The following is a 17,172-nucleotide window of genomic DNA, read 5'->3' as shown; positions in this document are numbered from 1 at the left end:
TTCCTATATTCCTATATTCCTATATTCCTATATTCCTATATTCCTATATTCCTATATTCCTATATTCCTATATTCCTATATTCCTATATTCAAATTAGCTTAAAACACCCACTGTAAACTTGTTCCGTTTGCTTTTAGCCAATCTGATGCAATTTTATGATCAGGAAAGAATGCCTCTACTCTAGCCCAAAAGTGCTTACTGTGGTTTAAATGCTGCAAATGAGCAAGTTCATGCACTATTACATAATCAATCACGGCGTGAGGAGCCCCGATTAAGTGCAAGTTAAAAGTTAGCTCTCGCCTGCTGTTGCAACTCCCCCAACGGCGTTTATATATCGCAATACTTAACTTTTGAGGCAATTCTTCTTTCATTATTTTGCAATAATAGCTAATACGCATTTCAATATACGCCGCCAACTTCTCTTCTAAATACTGTTTAATCAAACTTTCGTATTTACCGTTGTGATTTTTTACTCTAGTAGAGTGTGTTACCAACAAAACATTATTGTGTTCTTGAATATCAGATAATGAACTTTCTAAAAAACTTAATTTAACCCACTCAGAAAACATCTTAATTTTATTATGGATAAGGGGATACTGCTTAGTATCGACTGCATTAAGCTGCTTTTTTAATTGTGCTTCAATCCAGGGTTGCTTTTCAAGTAACCAACTATCGATTTGTTTTTGGGCAACAAAATGGGGAGCATATACAGTAACACCTTGATCATGTACCTTTATAGCGACTGTTTTTCTTCGTTTACTTTTTTTTAGCTGGTAATCAAACACTACTTTTTTCTCATTAACCTAATTTTAAGTATTCACTACAAAAATTTATATGCTAATTTGATGTAACCCCATGTTGGTTATCATCTGTGTTATTCATATGATAGCAAAATATTTTTCTATCAGTTTGCATAAAATAAATATAAAAAATAATAACTTGAAAACTATACGTTAAAAAATTGAAACAAACTCATTTTTTATACCGCTCTAGTTAATTAAGTATTTATTTATATGATGAATATATTAAACTGGCTACCTAAAGACTAATTTTTGAGCCAATATGCTATCTGCATTTTTTATTACAGACCACGACCCTAGCCTAGTAGTTAACGGCGTTTACGACCCTCTTTTAGTATCTATATCTGTTTTAATAGCAATATTCGCTTCTTTTTTTACAACCCGATTGATTGATTTAGCCAAAGAAACAAAATTTCATAATTATGAACGCCTAGCAAAATTTACTGCCGCTGCTATATTTTCAGCCGGGATTTGGAGTATGCACTTTATCGGTATGCTGGCCTTCTCGCTCTGCACAAATATTAAATACGACCCAACAATAACTATATTGTCTTTTCTTCCTGCTTTTTTTGCTTGCCTATTTGCAATTGCTATTTTAATTAACAATAAAGCGAGCTTCAAAATACTTGGTTTATGTTCTGTATTATTAGGCGCAGGCATTGGCACAATGCATTATAGCGGCATGGCCGCTATGGAGTTGGCTCCTTTATTACGCTACGACCCACTTATGTTTGTTTTATCAATATTTGTCGCAATAGCACTTTCTTTTATTGCTCTTTATAGTCGATTTAACTTAGATAAATTTTTCCCTAAATTAACGCCTCTACAAAGCCGCACCATAAGCGCAATTATTTTGGGCCTTGCTGTTGCAGGAATGCACTATATGGGCATGGCAGCAACCCGTTTTGTTGCAACTTCGCCACTGCTATTCGATGATGTTAACGCATCCGCCGGTCTTACATTTGTCGCAATTGCTGTTGCTACAGCAACGGTTGCTATTACAAGCGTCGTGGCGGTTATTAACGGAATGGTTCGTTATAAAATGTTGCTAGAAGAAAAGTCTGCCGATGAGTCTCGTCTGAATGCCATACTCGAAACAGCCATCGATGCCATAGTAACGATTGATCACAGAGGGCATATTTTAAGTTTTAATGCCTCAGCCACACATATTTTTGGCTGGCAAGAACATGAAGTAAAAAACAAAAATATAAAAATGTTAATGGATGAAAAGCTCGCTAAGCATCACGATGAATACCTCTCTAATGCAAAAGATGTTAACTCAAACAAGGTGCTCGGTGTAAACCGTGAAATTTTTGCAAAACACAAAGAAGGCCATCTTTTTCCTATTAGAATAGGCATTGGCGAAGTTAACCAGCCAGGACAAACTCCATTATATGTTGGCTATATCACTGATTTAACCGAACAACGTGAATTACAACGTAGCCTTGTTGAAAAAGAGCAAAAATACCGTTCTTTAATAAATAATATGCCGGGTGCTGTATTTAGATGTAGGCTAGATGATAATTGGAGTATGTTATTCATAAGTCCAAGTATTTTAGAGTTAACAGGTTATCAATCAAATGAATTTACCGAGCATTGCTTAGAGTTTAACGACCTTATTTTAAAAACTGACCAACAGGCAGTAAAAGATGCAGTAACTACTGCAGTTAAAGAAAAGCGCCAATATTCTATCGAATATAGAATTCGTCATAGAAATGGTAAAGTTTTATGGTTATTAGACCAAGGTAGTTTTTACTTTAATAATAAAGACGAAGCTCAGTGGATAGATGGCGTGTTTGTTGATATCACCGAGCGTAAAGAGTACGAAGAGAAGCTCGAAAAAGCGAAACTCATCGCTGAAGAAGCCGCACAAGCAAAACAGTCGTTTATGGCTAATATGAGCCACGAAATACGCACCCCTATGAACTCTATTATCGGCTTTAGCGACCTGCTCATGGATACACCACTCAATAATGAGCAGCAAAAGCACCTTGTTACCGTTAATAACGCAGCCCGTTCGCTTCTTCGCTTGCTTAACGAGGTACTCGATTCAGCTAAATTAGAACGTGGTAAGTTGACCATTGAAGCAGTTCACTTTAGCCTCAAACCCGTTATAGACAGCATCATTTCAACGTTTTGGTTAGAAGCAAAAAAGAAAGATCTTTTACTTCATCTTACTATTAAAGAATCAGTGCAAAATACCTATTACGGTGATCCAGACAGGTTAAGACAGATTTTAACTAACCTTATTGGCAATGCTATTAAGTTTACAGAGCATGGCTCTGTGACCATTACCGTAAGCACCACACAAAATGGGCATTTATTTTTTGAAGTACAAGACACCGGCATTGGGATTGAAAAGGATAGAGTGAGCGCTATTTTTCAACCTTTTGTCCAAGCTGACGGAACGACTACCCGCCGCTTTGGTGGTACAGGGCTTGGAACAACTATCAGCAAACAACTTGTTGAGCTGATGGGGGGAACTATAAATTTAGTCAGTGAAATAAATAAAGGCACCTGCTTTTATTTTTCGCTTCCTCTTAAAGTGGGTGATGAAGAAAAAATTGACTATTTTGATGGCCTTCATACACAGTTACCTGCCCTAAGAATTTTGGTCGTTGACGACATAGAACAAAATACTGAGCTTCTCTCGTTATTACTTTCCAGGGATCACCATGCGGTTACAAAAGCGAGTAATGGTCTTGAGGCAATTGACACCTTCAAACAACACGATTTTGATGTCATTTTAATGGATATTCACATGCCAGAATGTGACGGTATTGAAGCTTCGATAAAAATACGCGAGATAGAAAAACAACAACAGTTAAAAAATATTCCTATTATTGCTTTAACCGCCAGCGTTTTACAGCAAGATAAACTATTAGCTAAAAAAGCAGGCATGAATGGGTTTGCAAACAAGCCAATTGACATTAATCAATTAAATCAAGAAATTGCACAAGTACTTGGTTTAGGTGTTTCGAAAGAAATCGAAATAGCACAAACAGATCCAAATGCAAAACACATCGATTTTAAAAAAGGATTAGCGTTATGGGGATCGAAGTGTAAACAGCTGACTGAAATCACTAAATTTATTAAAGACAATGACAAACGCTTCGACACACTTATAAACGAGCCTCAGCTAAACACTCAAAATAGCTATAGTTTAATACACACTTTAAAAGGGATTGCTGGAAACCTTGGTCTTATTGCACTAATGAGACTTTTATCCAATCTAGAGCAAGCTATTAAACAAGGCGAGGACGTTGATAATATTTTACAATCAATAAAAGCTGAACTGGCTGTTATTTCACAATTGTTAACGACAAAAGAATGTGATCAAACTGATAAACCTGAAAGTAAAAACAATGTAGTGTCAATTGATGAATTAACACAGCTGTGTGAAGCACTTTATGACTCAGCACAAAACGCTGAATTAAACGATAATGCATTGACGAACCTGCAAACGTTTTCAGGTGAACCCTTTTCAGATGACATTGCCGCAATAGCTGATGCATTTGATGAATTTGATTTTGAAAATGCGATTCTCAAATTAGACACATTGATAAACAAACTAAACGATATATGAGTATATAAATGATTTTTGCTACACACAGGCCTCGGATTTTAATTGTTGATGATGAGCCTGCGAACCTTAAGGTTATGCGAGAAATACTGGGCAATCAGTACCGTCTGTCCTTTGCAAAATCGGGAGAAGCAGCCTTAACATTGCTTGAAAAAGAATTACCCAAACTCATTTTACTCGACATAATGATGCCACATATGAATGGGTTTGAAGTATGTGAATACGTTAAACGTAATCCAAAAACCGCACACATCCCCATTATTTTTGTCACAGCCCTTGGTGACGAGAGCGATGAGTATAAAGGGTTTGAATTAGGTGCGGTCGACTACATAACCAAGCCAATAAGCCCTGCTATTGTAAGAGCGCGTGTTAAAACACACCTTTCTTTGGTACAAGCAGAGCAATTAAAGCAAGCACATATAGATTTAGTTCAGCGCTTGGGGCGTGCCGCAGAGTATAAAGATACCGATACGGGTGAGCACATAGTTCGTATGAGCCAGTACAGTAAAGTTCTTGCGCTAGGTATTGGCATGTCAGAAAATCAAGCAGAGCTTCTGCATCAGGCAGCGCCTATGCATGATGTTGGAAAAATAGGTATTCCCGATGCAATTTTATTAAAGCCCGGAAAGTTATCAGAGCAAGAATTTGAACACATGAAAGAGCATGCCTTAATTGGCGCAAAAATTTTAGCTAATTCATCATCTCCACTGCTTCAACTCGCGCACACATTAGCAATAGAGCATCACGAAAAGTGGGATGGAACAGGTTACCCTTACGGTTTAAAAGGCGATGAAATTTCAATCGAAGGTAGAATTGTTGCTGTTGCAGATGTATTTGATGCACTCACATCTAAACGCCCATATAAAGACGCGTGGAGTGTAGAAAAAGCAGTTGCTCATATGAAAGAACAAGCAGGTAGCCACTTTGACCCAGCTATTATTGATTTATTAGTTAATAAACTAGACGAAATACTCAATATCAAGCAAAGCAACCAAGAGCGTTAACTCTTTTTAGCACTGTGCGAGCCCTGCTCAACAGATGGATAAAACATCTTGATATGTTCATAATCATGAGATGTTATTTCATGGCTATTGCCGCTTTCATCTTTAAAATATATTGAGAACGTAACACCGTGGTCGGCTAATACTGTTTTTATGTCCATTGATTTGAAGTGCGCGAGCCACGCTATAAATTGTTCTCCAGTAGCACCAAACGCAATTCCTTTGCTGCGAACTTGACCTTCAAACAATGCTAAGCGTGTTGTGGTATTTTGATCTTGGAGTGTTAAAGGACCTTTGCCTGTCTCGTCCCAAAACGCAAGCTCCTCAACTACTTTAAAGCCAAGTACTTTTTCATACCAAGCCACTGCATTCGAAAGGTTATTTACGTTTATGTGGCAGTGATCAATCCCCGATAACAAAGGCATGGTTTTGTTGCTCATATTATTCACCAATCTCTGATTTTAACTGCTCTAAAAACGCATGCATATAGTGGGTGCGTCTTTGTGCTTCAGCTTTAGCTGATGGTGTGTTCATACTCTTAGCAATATTTAAAAGTTTTATAAAAAAATGATCTAAAGTAAATTTTTTATCGTCTGGCTCTCTAGTTGTACAAAAAGGATCGTCAGGGCTGTAAAGTAAACGCCCTATAGAGCCCCCTACTTTCATGCAACGGCTAACACCAATGGCACCAAGAGCATCCATTCTATCTGCATCTTGTACTATTTGCGCCTCAAGCGTTTTAATTTTAATGTTAGCACTAAAGCTATGTGCCGCTATTGCATGATGAATTTCATCAAACAAGTTTGCGTCATAACCTAAGCCTTTTAAAAACCCAATCGCCTTAACGGCTGCCATAGTCGATGCTTTGGCTCTGTCAGGGTGATTTTTAGCCACTGCGACACAGTCGTGTAACCATGCTGCAGGTAAAACTATCGCCATATTGGCATTTTCAGCTTCACAAAGTTGTATTGCCACCCTAACCACACGTTCTATATGGGTAATATCGTGAGCAACATCAGCATGCTTAAGCGATGTAATAAAGTCACGACATTGCCCAGAGAGTATTTGTAATGCGGGAGATAACGTGGTTTCTGCCAAGGGAGTTTCCAAAATTTATTAACATATTGAATTAGTCATACTTTACCGCGCTTTATAGGCTTCATGCAAAACATTCATTGTATGTTGCCCCTGCCTTGACTAAAATACAGCGCTTATTTAATACAACCGAGAAGCCTTATGTCATCTGCCGTTTATCTCCAAGCTGGTCGCGATAAATCATTAAAAAGAAAACACCCATGGTTATTTTCTAAAGCCATTAAAAAGATCAAAGGTAAACCGGGACTGGGCGATACGGTAACTATTCACGACAGTGAAGGTAAATATTTAGCAACAGCAGCCTATAGCCCGCATTCTCAGATCCGAGCGCGTGTTTGGAGCTTTGACGAAAAAGAAATTATAGATCAACACTTTTTTGAGAGACGCTTACGCCGAGCACTTGAAGCTCGTAGCCAAGTAATTGAAGAAGGCGGATTAACTGGTTACCGATTATGTGCCGCAGAGTCTGATTACTTACCGGGTGTTACAATCGATAAGTTTGATAATGTACTTGTATGCCAACTACTAAGCGCAGGTGCAGAGCGCCACAAAGGTGAAATTGTAGGCGCACTAATGGCTATATTTCCAGGCAGCAGTATTTATGAGCGTTCAGACGTAGACGTGCGTACAAAAGAAGGGTTAGAGCCAATTAAAGGGATACTCTGGGGCTCGGAGCCAACGCAGCCAGTGCTTATTGAAGAAAATGGTTTAAAGCTTGAGGTAGATATTTTAGAAGGTCATAAAACCGGGTTTTACCTAGATCAACGCGATAGCCGTGCAGCACTTGAGCGTTTTTCAAAAGATAAAACTGTTCTTAACTGCTTTAGCTACACAGGGACATTCTCACTTTATGCGCTGCGTGGTGGCTGTACACATGTTACCAACGTTGACGTATCACAACCAGCACTCGATACCGCTAAACGTAATGTTGAGCATAATAATTTAGATTTAAATAAAGTCGATTTTGTTAAGCAAGATGTTTTTAAACTTTTACGCCAGTACAGAGACGAAGGTAAACAGTTCGACACCATTGTTATGGACCCACCTAAATTTGCCGACAACAAGGCGCAGCTAACAGGTGCATGCAGGGGCTATAAAGATATCAATATGATAGCTATGCAAATATTAAAGCCAGGCGGCACACTATTAACATTCTCTTGCTCGGGCTTAATGGAACAAAACTTATTTCAGAAAGTAGTAGCAGACGCAGCACTAGACGCGGGTAAAGACTTGTTAATAATGGAGCGTTTAAACCAAGCAGCTGACCACCCAATTGCGGGCAGCTACCCTGAAGGCTTTTACTTAAAGGGGCTTATCTGTAAAGTTTATTAATTAACATTTAATTGGTTAATTAAACTCTATTATCTCAAGCCCTGCCGTAATCGTGCCATCATCTTCTTTGCTGGCACGTATTACCTTAGCGGTCGCTTTTAAAGGGGCAATACTTGGATGGGTTGATGCAATATCAACAGACAAAAGTGTATTTGGTTCTAATAAATCATCTAAATGCAGCGACAATCCCGTTGCACTTAAATCTACACATTCAGCAGTGTAAGTTAAGCCGGCAACCGGCTCAATAGTTGTAAGCATTGCAGTAGCGTTTACCTGCATGCGTCTATAGTTTCGTTTATCTTCTGTGAACATAATTCCCTCTAAACTATTGTGTTTATTTGCTCTAACAGTGCACTTATGGCAAACGGTTTGACTACATAAGCATCACAACCAGCGTCAAACCCTGTTTTCTTCTCAAGCTCAGACTCTAGGCCTGACACCATAACCACAGGAATGTTTTTAGTTTCTGGCGTATGTTTTAGCATTCTGCATGTATCATAGCCATCAAGGCCTGGCATACATACATCGAGTAAAATAATGTCAGGAGGATTGGCAATTGCAGACGCAAGACAGTTCTGACCAGAGTCAGCATAACTAACGTCAAATTTAGACTCTAGTGCAGGTTTAAGCATTTCGTAATTAAAATACTCATCATCTACAACTAATAGTCGTTTTGTTTTAGGTTCAATCACCGAGGACATGCTTATGTCGTTTCCTTCTCAAAACAAAAATAAATCCTACCTTTAAGGTACTAACCTTCTTGATAAATGCAAGCATTATTCAACTTCTTTTATAGCATTTAAAATTCGTTTAGACGAAATAGGGTAAGGCGTTCCTAGCGTTTGTGCAAATAATGAAACTCTTAGCTCTTGTTGCATCCAAAATATAGCTTCTATCTCGCTGGGTATTGGCATACCTTTGGGTATTTTATTAGTCAGCTTTTTATACTCAGCTGCCACTTTATCAAGCTCAAGTACACACACTCTGTCTCTGTTTGGGTCAACAGGGAGCTTTTCTAATCGCTTTTGAATCGCTTTCAAATAACGAATTAAATCAGTCAGCTTAGTCGCACCATGTTGACTAACAAACCCTTTAAAAATTAACGACTCAAGCTGAGACTTAATATCGCCATGCGCAGTGATCATGGTCAAATCAACCCGCCCTTTCATTTTTTTATGTAGCGCATGCGCAATGCTAAGAACTTGTTCAACGTGAATAGCTATATCGACTACAGCGTCACCTAGCTCGCCACGTATTTCTTCTTTTACACTTTCAAACTCACTGCTCGTTCTAATATCGCCATATTTGAGTAATAAGCTATCAACACCCGCGGCAATACAATCATTAATTAAATCGGCTATTTTTCCAAAAGGATTAAAGTACAATCCCAACTTAGCCTTATTAGGCAGATTTTGCTGTAAATATTTAATAGGTGAAGGCACATTTAATAATACCAATCGGCGAAGGCCTTGCTGGTGTGCAATCTGTGCCTTTATTTCGTTATCAAATAGCTCAATCGCAGCACTTGATTTTTTATCCACCAGCGCTGGATACGCTTTTATTTCGTACTGGCCTTGCTTTTTAACGTAAGACTTAGGCAGTTCACCAAAGTTCCATTGTGTTAAGTCTGCTTTTTCAATACCGTCATCCGCAACTTTAGAAAGTGTTTCGGTTACCTCTCCTTGAAGCTCTGCTTTGAGCTTCGCAAGGTCTAGACCGCGAGCAAGTAGTTTATTGTGCTCATCGCGTACTTCAAAATGTAAGCGTAAATGAGAAGCAAGTGATGTTAAATCCCACGCTTCAGGGTCAACGCGCACACCGGTCATTCTCAACAAACGTGTGGTAAGTGCGTCAAGCAACGTGCCTTGCATCGGCTCTACCGCCGCAATAACAGCATCGGCATAATTAGGAGCGGGCACAAAGTTACGTCGAAGTGATTTTGGTAGCGATTTAATCAAGCCACTAACAAGTTCGTGCCTAAACGCAGGGATATGCCAATCAAAGCCGGTTTCTTGCACTTGATTTAATAAGGCAACGGGTATTTGCACCGCAACACCATCAACCGCTTGACCTGGATCAAAGTGATACGTAAGCGGTAATATTAAATTATCTTGCTGCCATGTATCTGGGTAATCAAACTCTGTAATACTGTTTGCACCATGGCGCATTAACTCATCGCGAGTCATATGTAGATAGTGTTTATTTTGTTGTTTTTGAGTTTTATACCACTTTAAAAAAGCGGCTCGATTGTTAATTTCTTTTGGTATTTTTTTATCGTAAAACTCAAATAAGGTTTGCTCATCAACTAAAATATCACGGCGGCGCGACTTATTTTCAAGAACTTGTATGTCTTCTATTAGCTCACGGTTAAACTGTAAAAAACGTTCGTTTAAACCAAGCTCTTGTTCAACCAGTGCTGTGCGTACAAACAGCTCACGACTAACTTTAGGGTCTATATTGCTATACACACAGCGGCGCTTATTAACAACTAACAATCCATATAAAGTTTGTTGCTCAAAGGCAATAACAGCTCCAGGTTTTTTCTCCCAGTGGGGCTCAGAGTAGCTGCGTTTTACCAAATGTTGGGCTAAAGGTTCAACCCAACTGATATCGATTTTTGCATTAGTGCGCGCATACAATTTACTCGTTTCAACAAGCTCTGCTGACATAATCCATTTAGGCGCTTTTTTAAATAAACCTGACCCCGGAAAAATATGAAACTGACTATTACGCGCACCTTTGTAAGCTTGTTTTTCGTCCTTAAAACCAATATGGCTAAGCATACCGCTTAGTAAGGCTTTGTGTACGGCTTCACTATCAGCAACATCACTTGTTGCCTTCATGCCCATTTCGTTACACACAGTACTTATTTGATATACAATATCTTGCCATTCACGCAAGCGCATATAGGCTAGGAAGTCTTTTTGGCATAATTTTCTAAACTGACTGTTTGTCAGCTCGCTTTGTTGCTCTTCTAAGTAATTCCACAAATTTAAAAAGGCAATAAAGTCTGAATCAGGATCATCAAAGCGGCCGTGTTTTTCATTCGCTGCTGCGCGTTTTTCCTGAGGTCGTTCACGTGGGTCTTGAATAGATAAAGCAGCCACAATGATAATAACTTCACGAAGTGCACCTAACTTATGCGCTGTTAACACCATTTTAGCCAAACGCGGATCAACGGGTAATCGGCTCAGCTCCCTACCAGATTGCGTTAACGCAGTTTTATTATCTCGTTTGGCTGACTTTACTGCTTGTAGCTCCTCAAGCAGAGTCAAACCATCATTGATATTTCTGCTATCTGGCGCTTGCACAAATGGAAATTGCGCCATATCACCCAAGCCCAAAGCAAGCATTTGTAAAATAACAGAGGCTAAGTTTGTACGTAGAATTTCCGGATCAGTAAACTCGGGGCGAGATAAAAAGTCATCCTCAGAATACAAGCGAATACAAATACCCGCTTCAACACGCCCACAACGGCCCATACGCTGATTAGCGCTTGCTTGTGAAATAGGCTCAATTGGTAAACGCTGTACTTTTGTACGGTAGCTGTAGCGACTTATGCGCGCAGTACCTGGGTCTATAACATAGCGAATACCCGGTACGGTCAAAGACGTTTCAGCCACGTTGGTCGATAAAATAATATGGCGGCGCGAATGCGGTGCAAATATTCGGTTTTGCTCTGCATTTGATAAACGCGAATACAGTGGGAGTACATCAGTGTGTTTTAAATTTCGCTTACTCAACGCGTCGGCAGTGTCACGAATTTCACGTTCACCATTTAAAAATATAAGTATGTCGCCAGGGCCTTCTGCACACAGCTCGTCAACGGCATCAAAAATGCCTTGTAACTGGTCACCTTCTGCTTCCATACCCTCTTTTTTAATATCGCTAATTGGGTTGTAACGAACATCAACAGGGAAAGTACGACCTGATACCTCAATAATTGGCGCATCGTTAAAATGCTGAGAAAAACGCTCAGGATCAATAGTTGCTGAGGTAATTATAACTTTTAAATCTGGACGCTTTGGCAGTAAGTTTTTTAAGTACCCTAAAATAAAGTCAATGTTTAAGCTACGCTCGTGGGCTTCATCAATAATTATGGTGTCGTATTGATTTAAAAAGCGATCTTGCTGAATTTCGGCCAGTAAAATACCGTCTGTCATCAGTTTAATGTATGTATTGTTAGAAACCTGATCGCTAAAGCGGATTTTAAAACCCACTTGTTGGCCAAGTTCACACTTCATCTCATCAGCAATACGGTTTGCAACGGTGCGTGCGGCTAACCTACGTGGTTGTGTATGGCCAATAAACCCATCAACGCCGCGGCCAAGCTCTAGACACATTTTAGGTATTTGCGTCGTTTTCCCCGAGCCCGTTTCACCGGCAATAATAACAACTTGGTTATTTGCTATTGCGTCTTTAATGGCTTGTTTTTTTTGACTTACAGGCAGCTGCTCAGGGTATGTTACCTGTGGCAAGTTAGCTAATCGTTTTTCTTTTGATTGTTGGCTGCGGGTTATATCTGCGGCTATTTTTTCAAGCGCATTGGCTTGTTTAGTTTCGTCGGCTATTTTTTTAACACCATGAAGGCGCTTTTTGAATATGAATTGATCTTTTTTTAAGCACGTTTTTAGCTCGCCAAACAACTGACCTAGGTTAACCACCCGCATACCTTATAAAATATATAAAAGAGCCGTAATTGTATCAAAGTTAACGGCTGGGGTTAATCCTACAAATCATTAAACACTCAGTTGTTTGACATTTAATCACATGTATCAGTCTGTATTCCTATTCGCCTTTAAAAATGCCTACATAAGTTGCTTGCGTATTCGATTTACTCGCGCGATACATTCCCGACGTGTTAAACGGTAAGCTAATATTGCCTTGTGTGTCGAGAATAATAACACCGCCTGTACCACCTATTGGCTTTAATACCTTGTTTATTACTTCATCACCGGCTTGGGAGATTGTACTGCCTTGGTATTTAACACGAGCGCAAATATCACTTGCCACGTTGTAGCGAATAAAATATTCACCATGGCCGGTTGCTGATACCGCACATGACTCATTCTCAGCAAACGTACCAGCACCTATAACAGGAGCATCTCCAACACGGCCGTAGCGTTTTGCCGTCATTCCACCAGTTGATGTGCCTGCAGCTAAATTACCATTTTTATCAAGGGCAACAGCGCCAACAGTACCCATTTTAAAGTTATCTGGTAGCGCATTGTGTGCAGCCTGATATGACTTAGTTGTTGCTTTGGCTTTATCTAGCTTATCTTTTGCTTTAAGCAGAGCATCGTAACGATGTTTAGTATCAAATATGTTATTTTCGATAAGTTCAATACCTTGCTCTTTTGCAAATTCCTCAGCACCTTGCCCACTGAGCATAACGTGCACTGAGTTATCCATAACTAAACGAGCAAGTTTAATTGGGCTCTCTACATGTTTTACACCTGCAACAGCCCCAGCTTGGCGGTTACGCCCGTCCATAATTGATGCGTCGAGTTCATGCCCACCGTCGTATGTGTATACTGCACCGCGCCCTGCATTAAAAAACTCAGACTGTTCTAATACTGTAATTGCAGCAGTCACCGCATCTAAGCTTTCCCCGCCTTTTTCAAGTACGCTGTAACCTGCTTCAACAGCTTCGGATAATTTAGCACGGTAGGCTTTTTCTTGCTCAGGGGAAAATTTTGCTTTATCTATTGTTCCTGCGCCACCATGAATGGCAATGGCAAGCGGAGATTCTTCACTTAGTGCACTGTGACTAAACCCTATGCACGCACTGGCTAAAATAGATAATAAGATTATTTTTTTCATGGCTGGCCTTTATCAAATCAGTATTTAAACCAATGTGAACGGTTAAAACGTAAATTTCAACTAAAGTAAGTTTAAAGGTATAAAAAAAGCGCCTTGAGGCGCTTTTTATAGTAAACGTGTTTAAATTAAGCTTGTTTAGCTTTTAAACGCGCTAAACGTGCTACTTGGTGAGTAGACGTTAAGAAAGAGTAAATTGGTGCTAAATAGCCGCGCTTACGAAGCTCTAAGAAGTCTGCATCGCTTAGCTCATTTAGTTTTTTCTCGTCGATAAGGTAAATACCGTTGATGTCTTTTTTCTCGCCCTTGATGTCTACTGTTAACGTTTGTGCTATCAGTAGCTCTTTGTCAGCAAGGAATTTAGTGAACGCATCTGTTACTTGAGAAAATTCAATGAAAGACACTAGCGACTCTTTGCGACGTTTAAGGTAATCTGTTTCTTCACCGTTTTCAAATAACGCATTACCGTCTGTTTCGCTTACAAGTGGGCTTGCTTCATCAATAACAATACCAAATTGGTCTTGCTCTGGGTGTTTAACTAAACCTAGTGGGTAACGTGTAGACGCCATTGGTGCAAAAGAAGCTGTCCATTTGTCGCCTTCAACAAATAAGTTTTCGCCTGGCTCTAAGCCAAACATTGCAACTGCTTGGAAAGTACCTGCTTCGTTATTTTTAACAAACGACATAGGAAACTCATTTGCTACACGCGCAAACTCATGTGCTACTACAGGCACTAAATGTTGAGTTTTCATAAATTCTACATTGATGCCGTTTTGAATTTTAATGTTGGCATGTTTTTCATTGTGTAAAGGCTGTACTTGTTGCTCCGCCATGTTACTGCTCCGTTTTTAATTTTATAAGTTTCATTGTTAATGCACTAAGGCTAATGCTTTTGAGGCGAAAAAGGAAGGGAAAGTTTTATGACATAAGCCATCTAAAAATAAAATTTAAATAAATCTGCACGTTGCCAAAAAACATACACGTAATAATTTTAAAATACGCTTAAAAATAAAGCGTTACGCGGCTATTTAGCATACAAGACTAAGCAACCCATTTACAATAGTTAACAGATTTTCACCTATAAACTTACTCATATTGGAGAATATTTAAACAAACAAAAAGGCAGCTAATTTAGCTGCCTTTATAAAATTGAGTGAGTACTGCAAATTTGATTAAATTATGGAGCCCAATAAACTTCAATATTTATATCAGGATGGTTTAGCACAGCACGCAGAGGCATATCGTTAACATCACCACCGGCTTTAGCCTGCTTGTACACAGCAAGTTTTTCATCGCCGCTAATAAGTAGTTTTACCACTTTAGAATTTGCTATTGCATGCAAGGTAAGCGTCATACGCTCGGTAATACTCCCCGTCACGTCGCTTTGTATTGCGTTAATCGCACAAACCGTTTGAGTGGTGGTTAAACCATGCTCTAACCCATCTGCGTGTGGAAACAAAGACGCAGTGTGCCCATCAGGCCCCATACCTAAAATAGTTACATCATAAGGCGCTTTGAGTGCACTATACGCGGCTTCACATTTTTCAGCACCTTGTTGTGCAGTAGAAGCATCGTTTTTCATTGTTATAAAGTTGGCTGCATTGCCAAAATTTTGCAACAACGTACTTTTAATGAAAGCTTCATTACTTTTCTCGTGATTTGGCTCAACCCAGCGCTCATCAACCATGGCTACATCAACGTTCTGCCAATCTAAATCAAGAGTTGATAAATGCTTATATGCTGCAGCGGGTGATGACCCGCCTGATACCATTAGTACCGCGCGGCCATCATCTTTAATACCATCTATTAATGATTGTTCTAAGGTTGCCGATAACTCTTTTGTGAGAGCATCTTTATCATCAAAAAATTTTTCAACTAAAGTCGCCATAATTATGCCTTATCACCTGTGTTAAACCACAAGTGGTTGTTTTCTGCTAATAACTCATCGGCATCATCAGGCCCCCACGTTCCGGCGCGGTAAAGTGCAGGCTTACCTTTATCTTGCCAACGCTCAACAATCGGGTCAATCCATTTCCATGCTTGACGAACCTCATCACGGTGAATAAACAACGATGGGTTATTTGCAGCCGCATCAAGCATTAAACGTTTGTATGCATCAGAATGGAAACCATTGCTGTAAGCTTGTGATAACTCAATGTTCATCGTTACCGGCTCTAATTGCATTTCAAGGTTATCCAAACGCTTTGACATAAGCGTTAGCTGAATCGTTTCTTCAGGCTGAAGGCGAATAACTAAGCGGTTTGGTTCAATGTTGCCAACATTTTCTTCATAAATATTGTGCGATACTTTTTTGTACTCAACCACTATTTCAGCACAACGTTTTGCCATGCGTTTACCTGTACGAAGGTAAAATGGTACGCCAGCCCAACGCCAATTATCAATGTGTGCACGAATAGCCACAAAGGTTTCTGTTTTACTAGCGCCTTCGTTTAGCTCTTCTAGGTAGCCAGGAACTATTTTTCCGTTTAAATCGCCCGGTACATATTGACCGCGTACAATGTTGCTATCAACATCTGAATCAAAAAGTGGACGAAGCGCTTCGAGTACTTTTAGTTTTTCGTTACGAATACTATTAGCATTAAGCTTATTAGGTGCTTCCATTGCAACAAGGCACAAAAGCTGTAATAGGTGATTTTGAACCATATCACGAAGTGCACCGGCTTTGTCGTAAAACCCTGCTCTGCTCTCAAGTCCTACGGTTTCAGAAAGACTAATCTGAATATTATCAATCGATTTAGCATCCCACATGTTTTCAAATAATGAATTTGAAAAACGCAGTGCCATTAGGTTTTGTACTGTTTCTTTACCTAAGTAATGGTCTATACGGAAAATTTGGTCTTCTTCAAAAAATTCAGCAATTTTAGCGTTTATTGCTTCTGCAGATTCACCACAGTAACCGATTGGTTTTTCTACTACTACACGCGATGTTGGCGTAATCAAATCTTTTGTAGAAAGAATTTCACAACACTTGCCATAAACGGCTGGTGGTAAAGATAAGTAAAACACGCGAGATTTAGTGCTATCGTGCTCATCTAAGATCTCTTTAAGCACATCCCAGTTATCGTCAGCTTCAGTAACATTACTCACCACTGGCACTAAGTAAGTAGAAAATGCTTTCCAATCTTTGGCGTTAAATTCACCTTTACTTAAAAACTCTTGCAGTGCTTTGTGCGCTGTTTCAATGTATTCGGCACGTTTGCTTTCTTCACGAACTGTTGGCAGGATGCGTGAGCCTTCAGGTAAGTTCCCTTCTTGATATGCTCTGTACATTGCAGGTAGTAATTTGCGTAACGCAAGATCACCACCGCCCCCAAAAATTATGATATCAAAAGGATTAAGCATAGTTACTCTCTACGTTGTGATACCCCGTCCTAAATAAGTTCGCGGGTATGCCTGTTTATAACTTGGATTATGATAGCTTTTATAATGTGTTAAAAAGCCTGCTGAATTGTTCTTGATTGATGATGTATTATTATTTTTTTATCATCTACGCTTTATTAAATGAGCCTTAGGATTCTG

General features: G+C 39.4%; 13 protein-coding genes. 3 read left to right on the top strand and 10 right to left on the bottom strand.

Annotation, left to right across the window (positions count from 1 at the left end):
• Window positions 1-99 precede the first annotated feature (99 nt).
• Entirely contained in the window at window positions 100-786 is a 687-nt protein-coding gene (locus PMAN_RS04900) for a M48 family metallopeptidase (RefSeq protein ID WP_010557565.1), read from the bottom strand.
• Window positions 787-1,063: 277 nt separating this feature from the next.
• On the opposite strand from PMAN_RS04900, the gene PMAN_RS04895 reads away from it, so the two are divergent.
• Together PMAN_RS04895 and PMAN_RS04890 are read left to right on the top strand one after the other, a co-directional pair.
• Complete coding sequence (locus tag PMAN_RS04895) at window positions 1,064-4,387, top strand: MHYT domain-containing protein (RefSeq protein WP_010557564.1); 3,324 nt, start codon at window positions 1,064-1,066, stop codon at window positions 4,385-4,387.
• Between the two features lie 8 nt (window positions 4,388-4,395).
• Window positions 4,396-5,388: a response regulator gene (locus PMAN_RS04890; protein WP_010557563.1), complete on the top strand. Its 993-nt coding sequence runs from the start codon at window positions 4,396-4,398 to the stop codon at window positions 5,386-5,388.
• Here PMAN_RS04890 and PMAN_RS04885 read toward each other — a convergent pair.
• Both PMAN_RS04885 and PMAN_RS04880 read right to left on the bottom strand, forming a co-directional pair.
• Window positions 5,385-5,825, bottom strand: a complete 441-nt coding sequence (locus PMAN_RS04885; protein WP_010557562.1) for a VOC family protein — start codon at window positions 5,823-5,825, stop codon at window positions 5,385-5,387. The two genes, PMAN_RS04890 and PMAN_RS04885, sit on opposite strands and share 4 nt — an antisense overlap.
• Before the next feature lies 1 nt (window position 5,826).
• Window positions 5,827-6,483, bottom strand: a complete 657-nt coding sequence (locus PMAN_RS04880) for an HD domain-containing protein (protein WP_010557561.1) — start codon at window positions 6,481-6,483, stop codon at window positions 5,827-5,829.
• Window positions 6,484-6,621: 138 nt separating this feature from the next.
• On the opposite strand from PMAN_RS04880, the gene PMAN_RS04875 reads away from it, so the two are divergent.
• The gene (locus PMAN_RS04875; RefSeq protein ID WP_010557560.1) at window positions 6,622-7,812 is read left to right on the top strand and encodes a class I SAM-dependent methyltransferase; all 1,191 of its coding nucleotides are present in this window, start codon (window positions 6,622-6,624) and stop codon (window positions 7,810-7,812) included.
• Window positions 7,813-7,827: 15 nt separating this feature from the next.
• On the opposite strand, the gene PMAN_RS04870 is transcribed toward PMAN_RS04875, so the two are convergent.
• From PMAN_RS04870 to zwf, 7 genes are all read right to left on the bottom strand, one after another.
• Window positions 7,828-8,124 (bottom strand): PilZ domain-containing protein, encoded by a 297-nt coding sequence (locus tag PMAN_RS04870; RefSeq protein ID WP_006792347.1) that lies wholly within the window; start codon window positions 8,122-8,124, stop codon window positions 7,828-7,830.
• A gap of 8 nt (window positions 8,125-8,132) precedes the next feature.
• Window positions 8,133-8,513, bottom strand: coding sequence for a response regulator transcription factor (locus PMAN_RS04865; RefSeq protein ID WP_008129771.1), 381 nt, complete (start codon window positions 8,511-8,513; stop codon window positions 8,133-8,135).
• Between the two features lie 75 nt (window positions 8,514-8,588).
• Window positions 8,589-12,476 (bottom strand): ATP-dependent RNA helicase HrpA, encoded by a 3,888-nt coding sequence (gene hrpA / locus PMAN_RS04860; RefSeq protein ID WP_010557559.1) that lies wholly within the window; start codon window positions 12,474-12,476, stop codon window positions 8,589-8,591.
• A 124-nt stretch (window positions 12,477-12,600) separates the two neighbouring features.
• A complete protein-coding gene (locus tag PMAN_RS04855) occupies window positions 12,601-13,635 on the bottom strand; it encodes an isoaspartyl peptidase/L-asparaginase family protein (protein ID WP_010557558.1) in 1,035 nt (344 codons plus the stop codon).
• A gap of 125 nt (window positions 13,636-13,760) precedes the next feature.
• On the bottom strand, window positions 13,761-14,465 hold the full coding sequence (locus PMAN_RS04850; RefSeq protein WP_006792343.1) for a SapC family protein: 705 nt from the start codon (window positions 14,463-14,465) through the stop codon (window positions 13,761-13,763).
• 344 nt (window positions 14,466-14,809) lie between these two features.
• The gene (pgl, locus tag PMAN_RS04845) at window positions 14,810-15,520 is read right to left on the bottom strand and encodes a 6-phosphogluconolactonase (protein WP_010557557.1); all 711 of its coding nucleotides are present in this window, start codon (window positions 15,518-15,520) and stop codon (window positions 14,810-14,812) included.
• Window positions 15,521-15,522: 2 nt separating this feature from the next.
• Window positions 15,523-16,995 (bottom strand): glucose-6-phosphate dehydrogenase, encoded by a 1,473-nt coding sequence (zwf, locus tag PMAN_RS04840; RefSeq protein ID WP_008129781.1) that lies wholly within the window; start codon window positions 16,993-16,995, stop codon window positions 15,523-15,525.
• Between the last annotated feature and the right edge of the window lie 177 nt (window positions 16,996-17,172).

Source organism: Pseudoalteromonas marina (genome assembly GCF_000238335.3).
GTDB classification, from domain to species: Bacteria; Pseudomonadota; Gammaproteobacteria; order Enterobacterales; family Alteromonadaceae; genus Pseudoalteromonas; species Pseudoalteromonas marina.
Note: the sequence above shows the minus strand (reverse complement) of the source record. Positions and strands in the feature narration are given on the sequence as shown.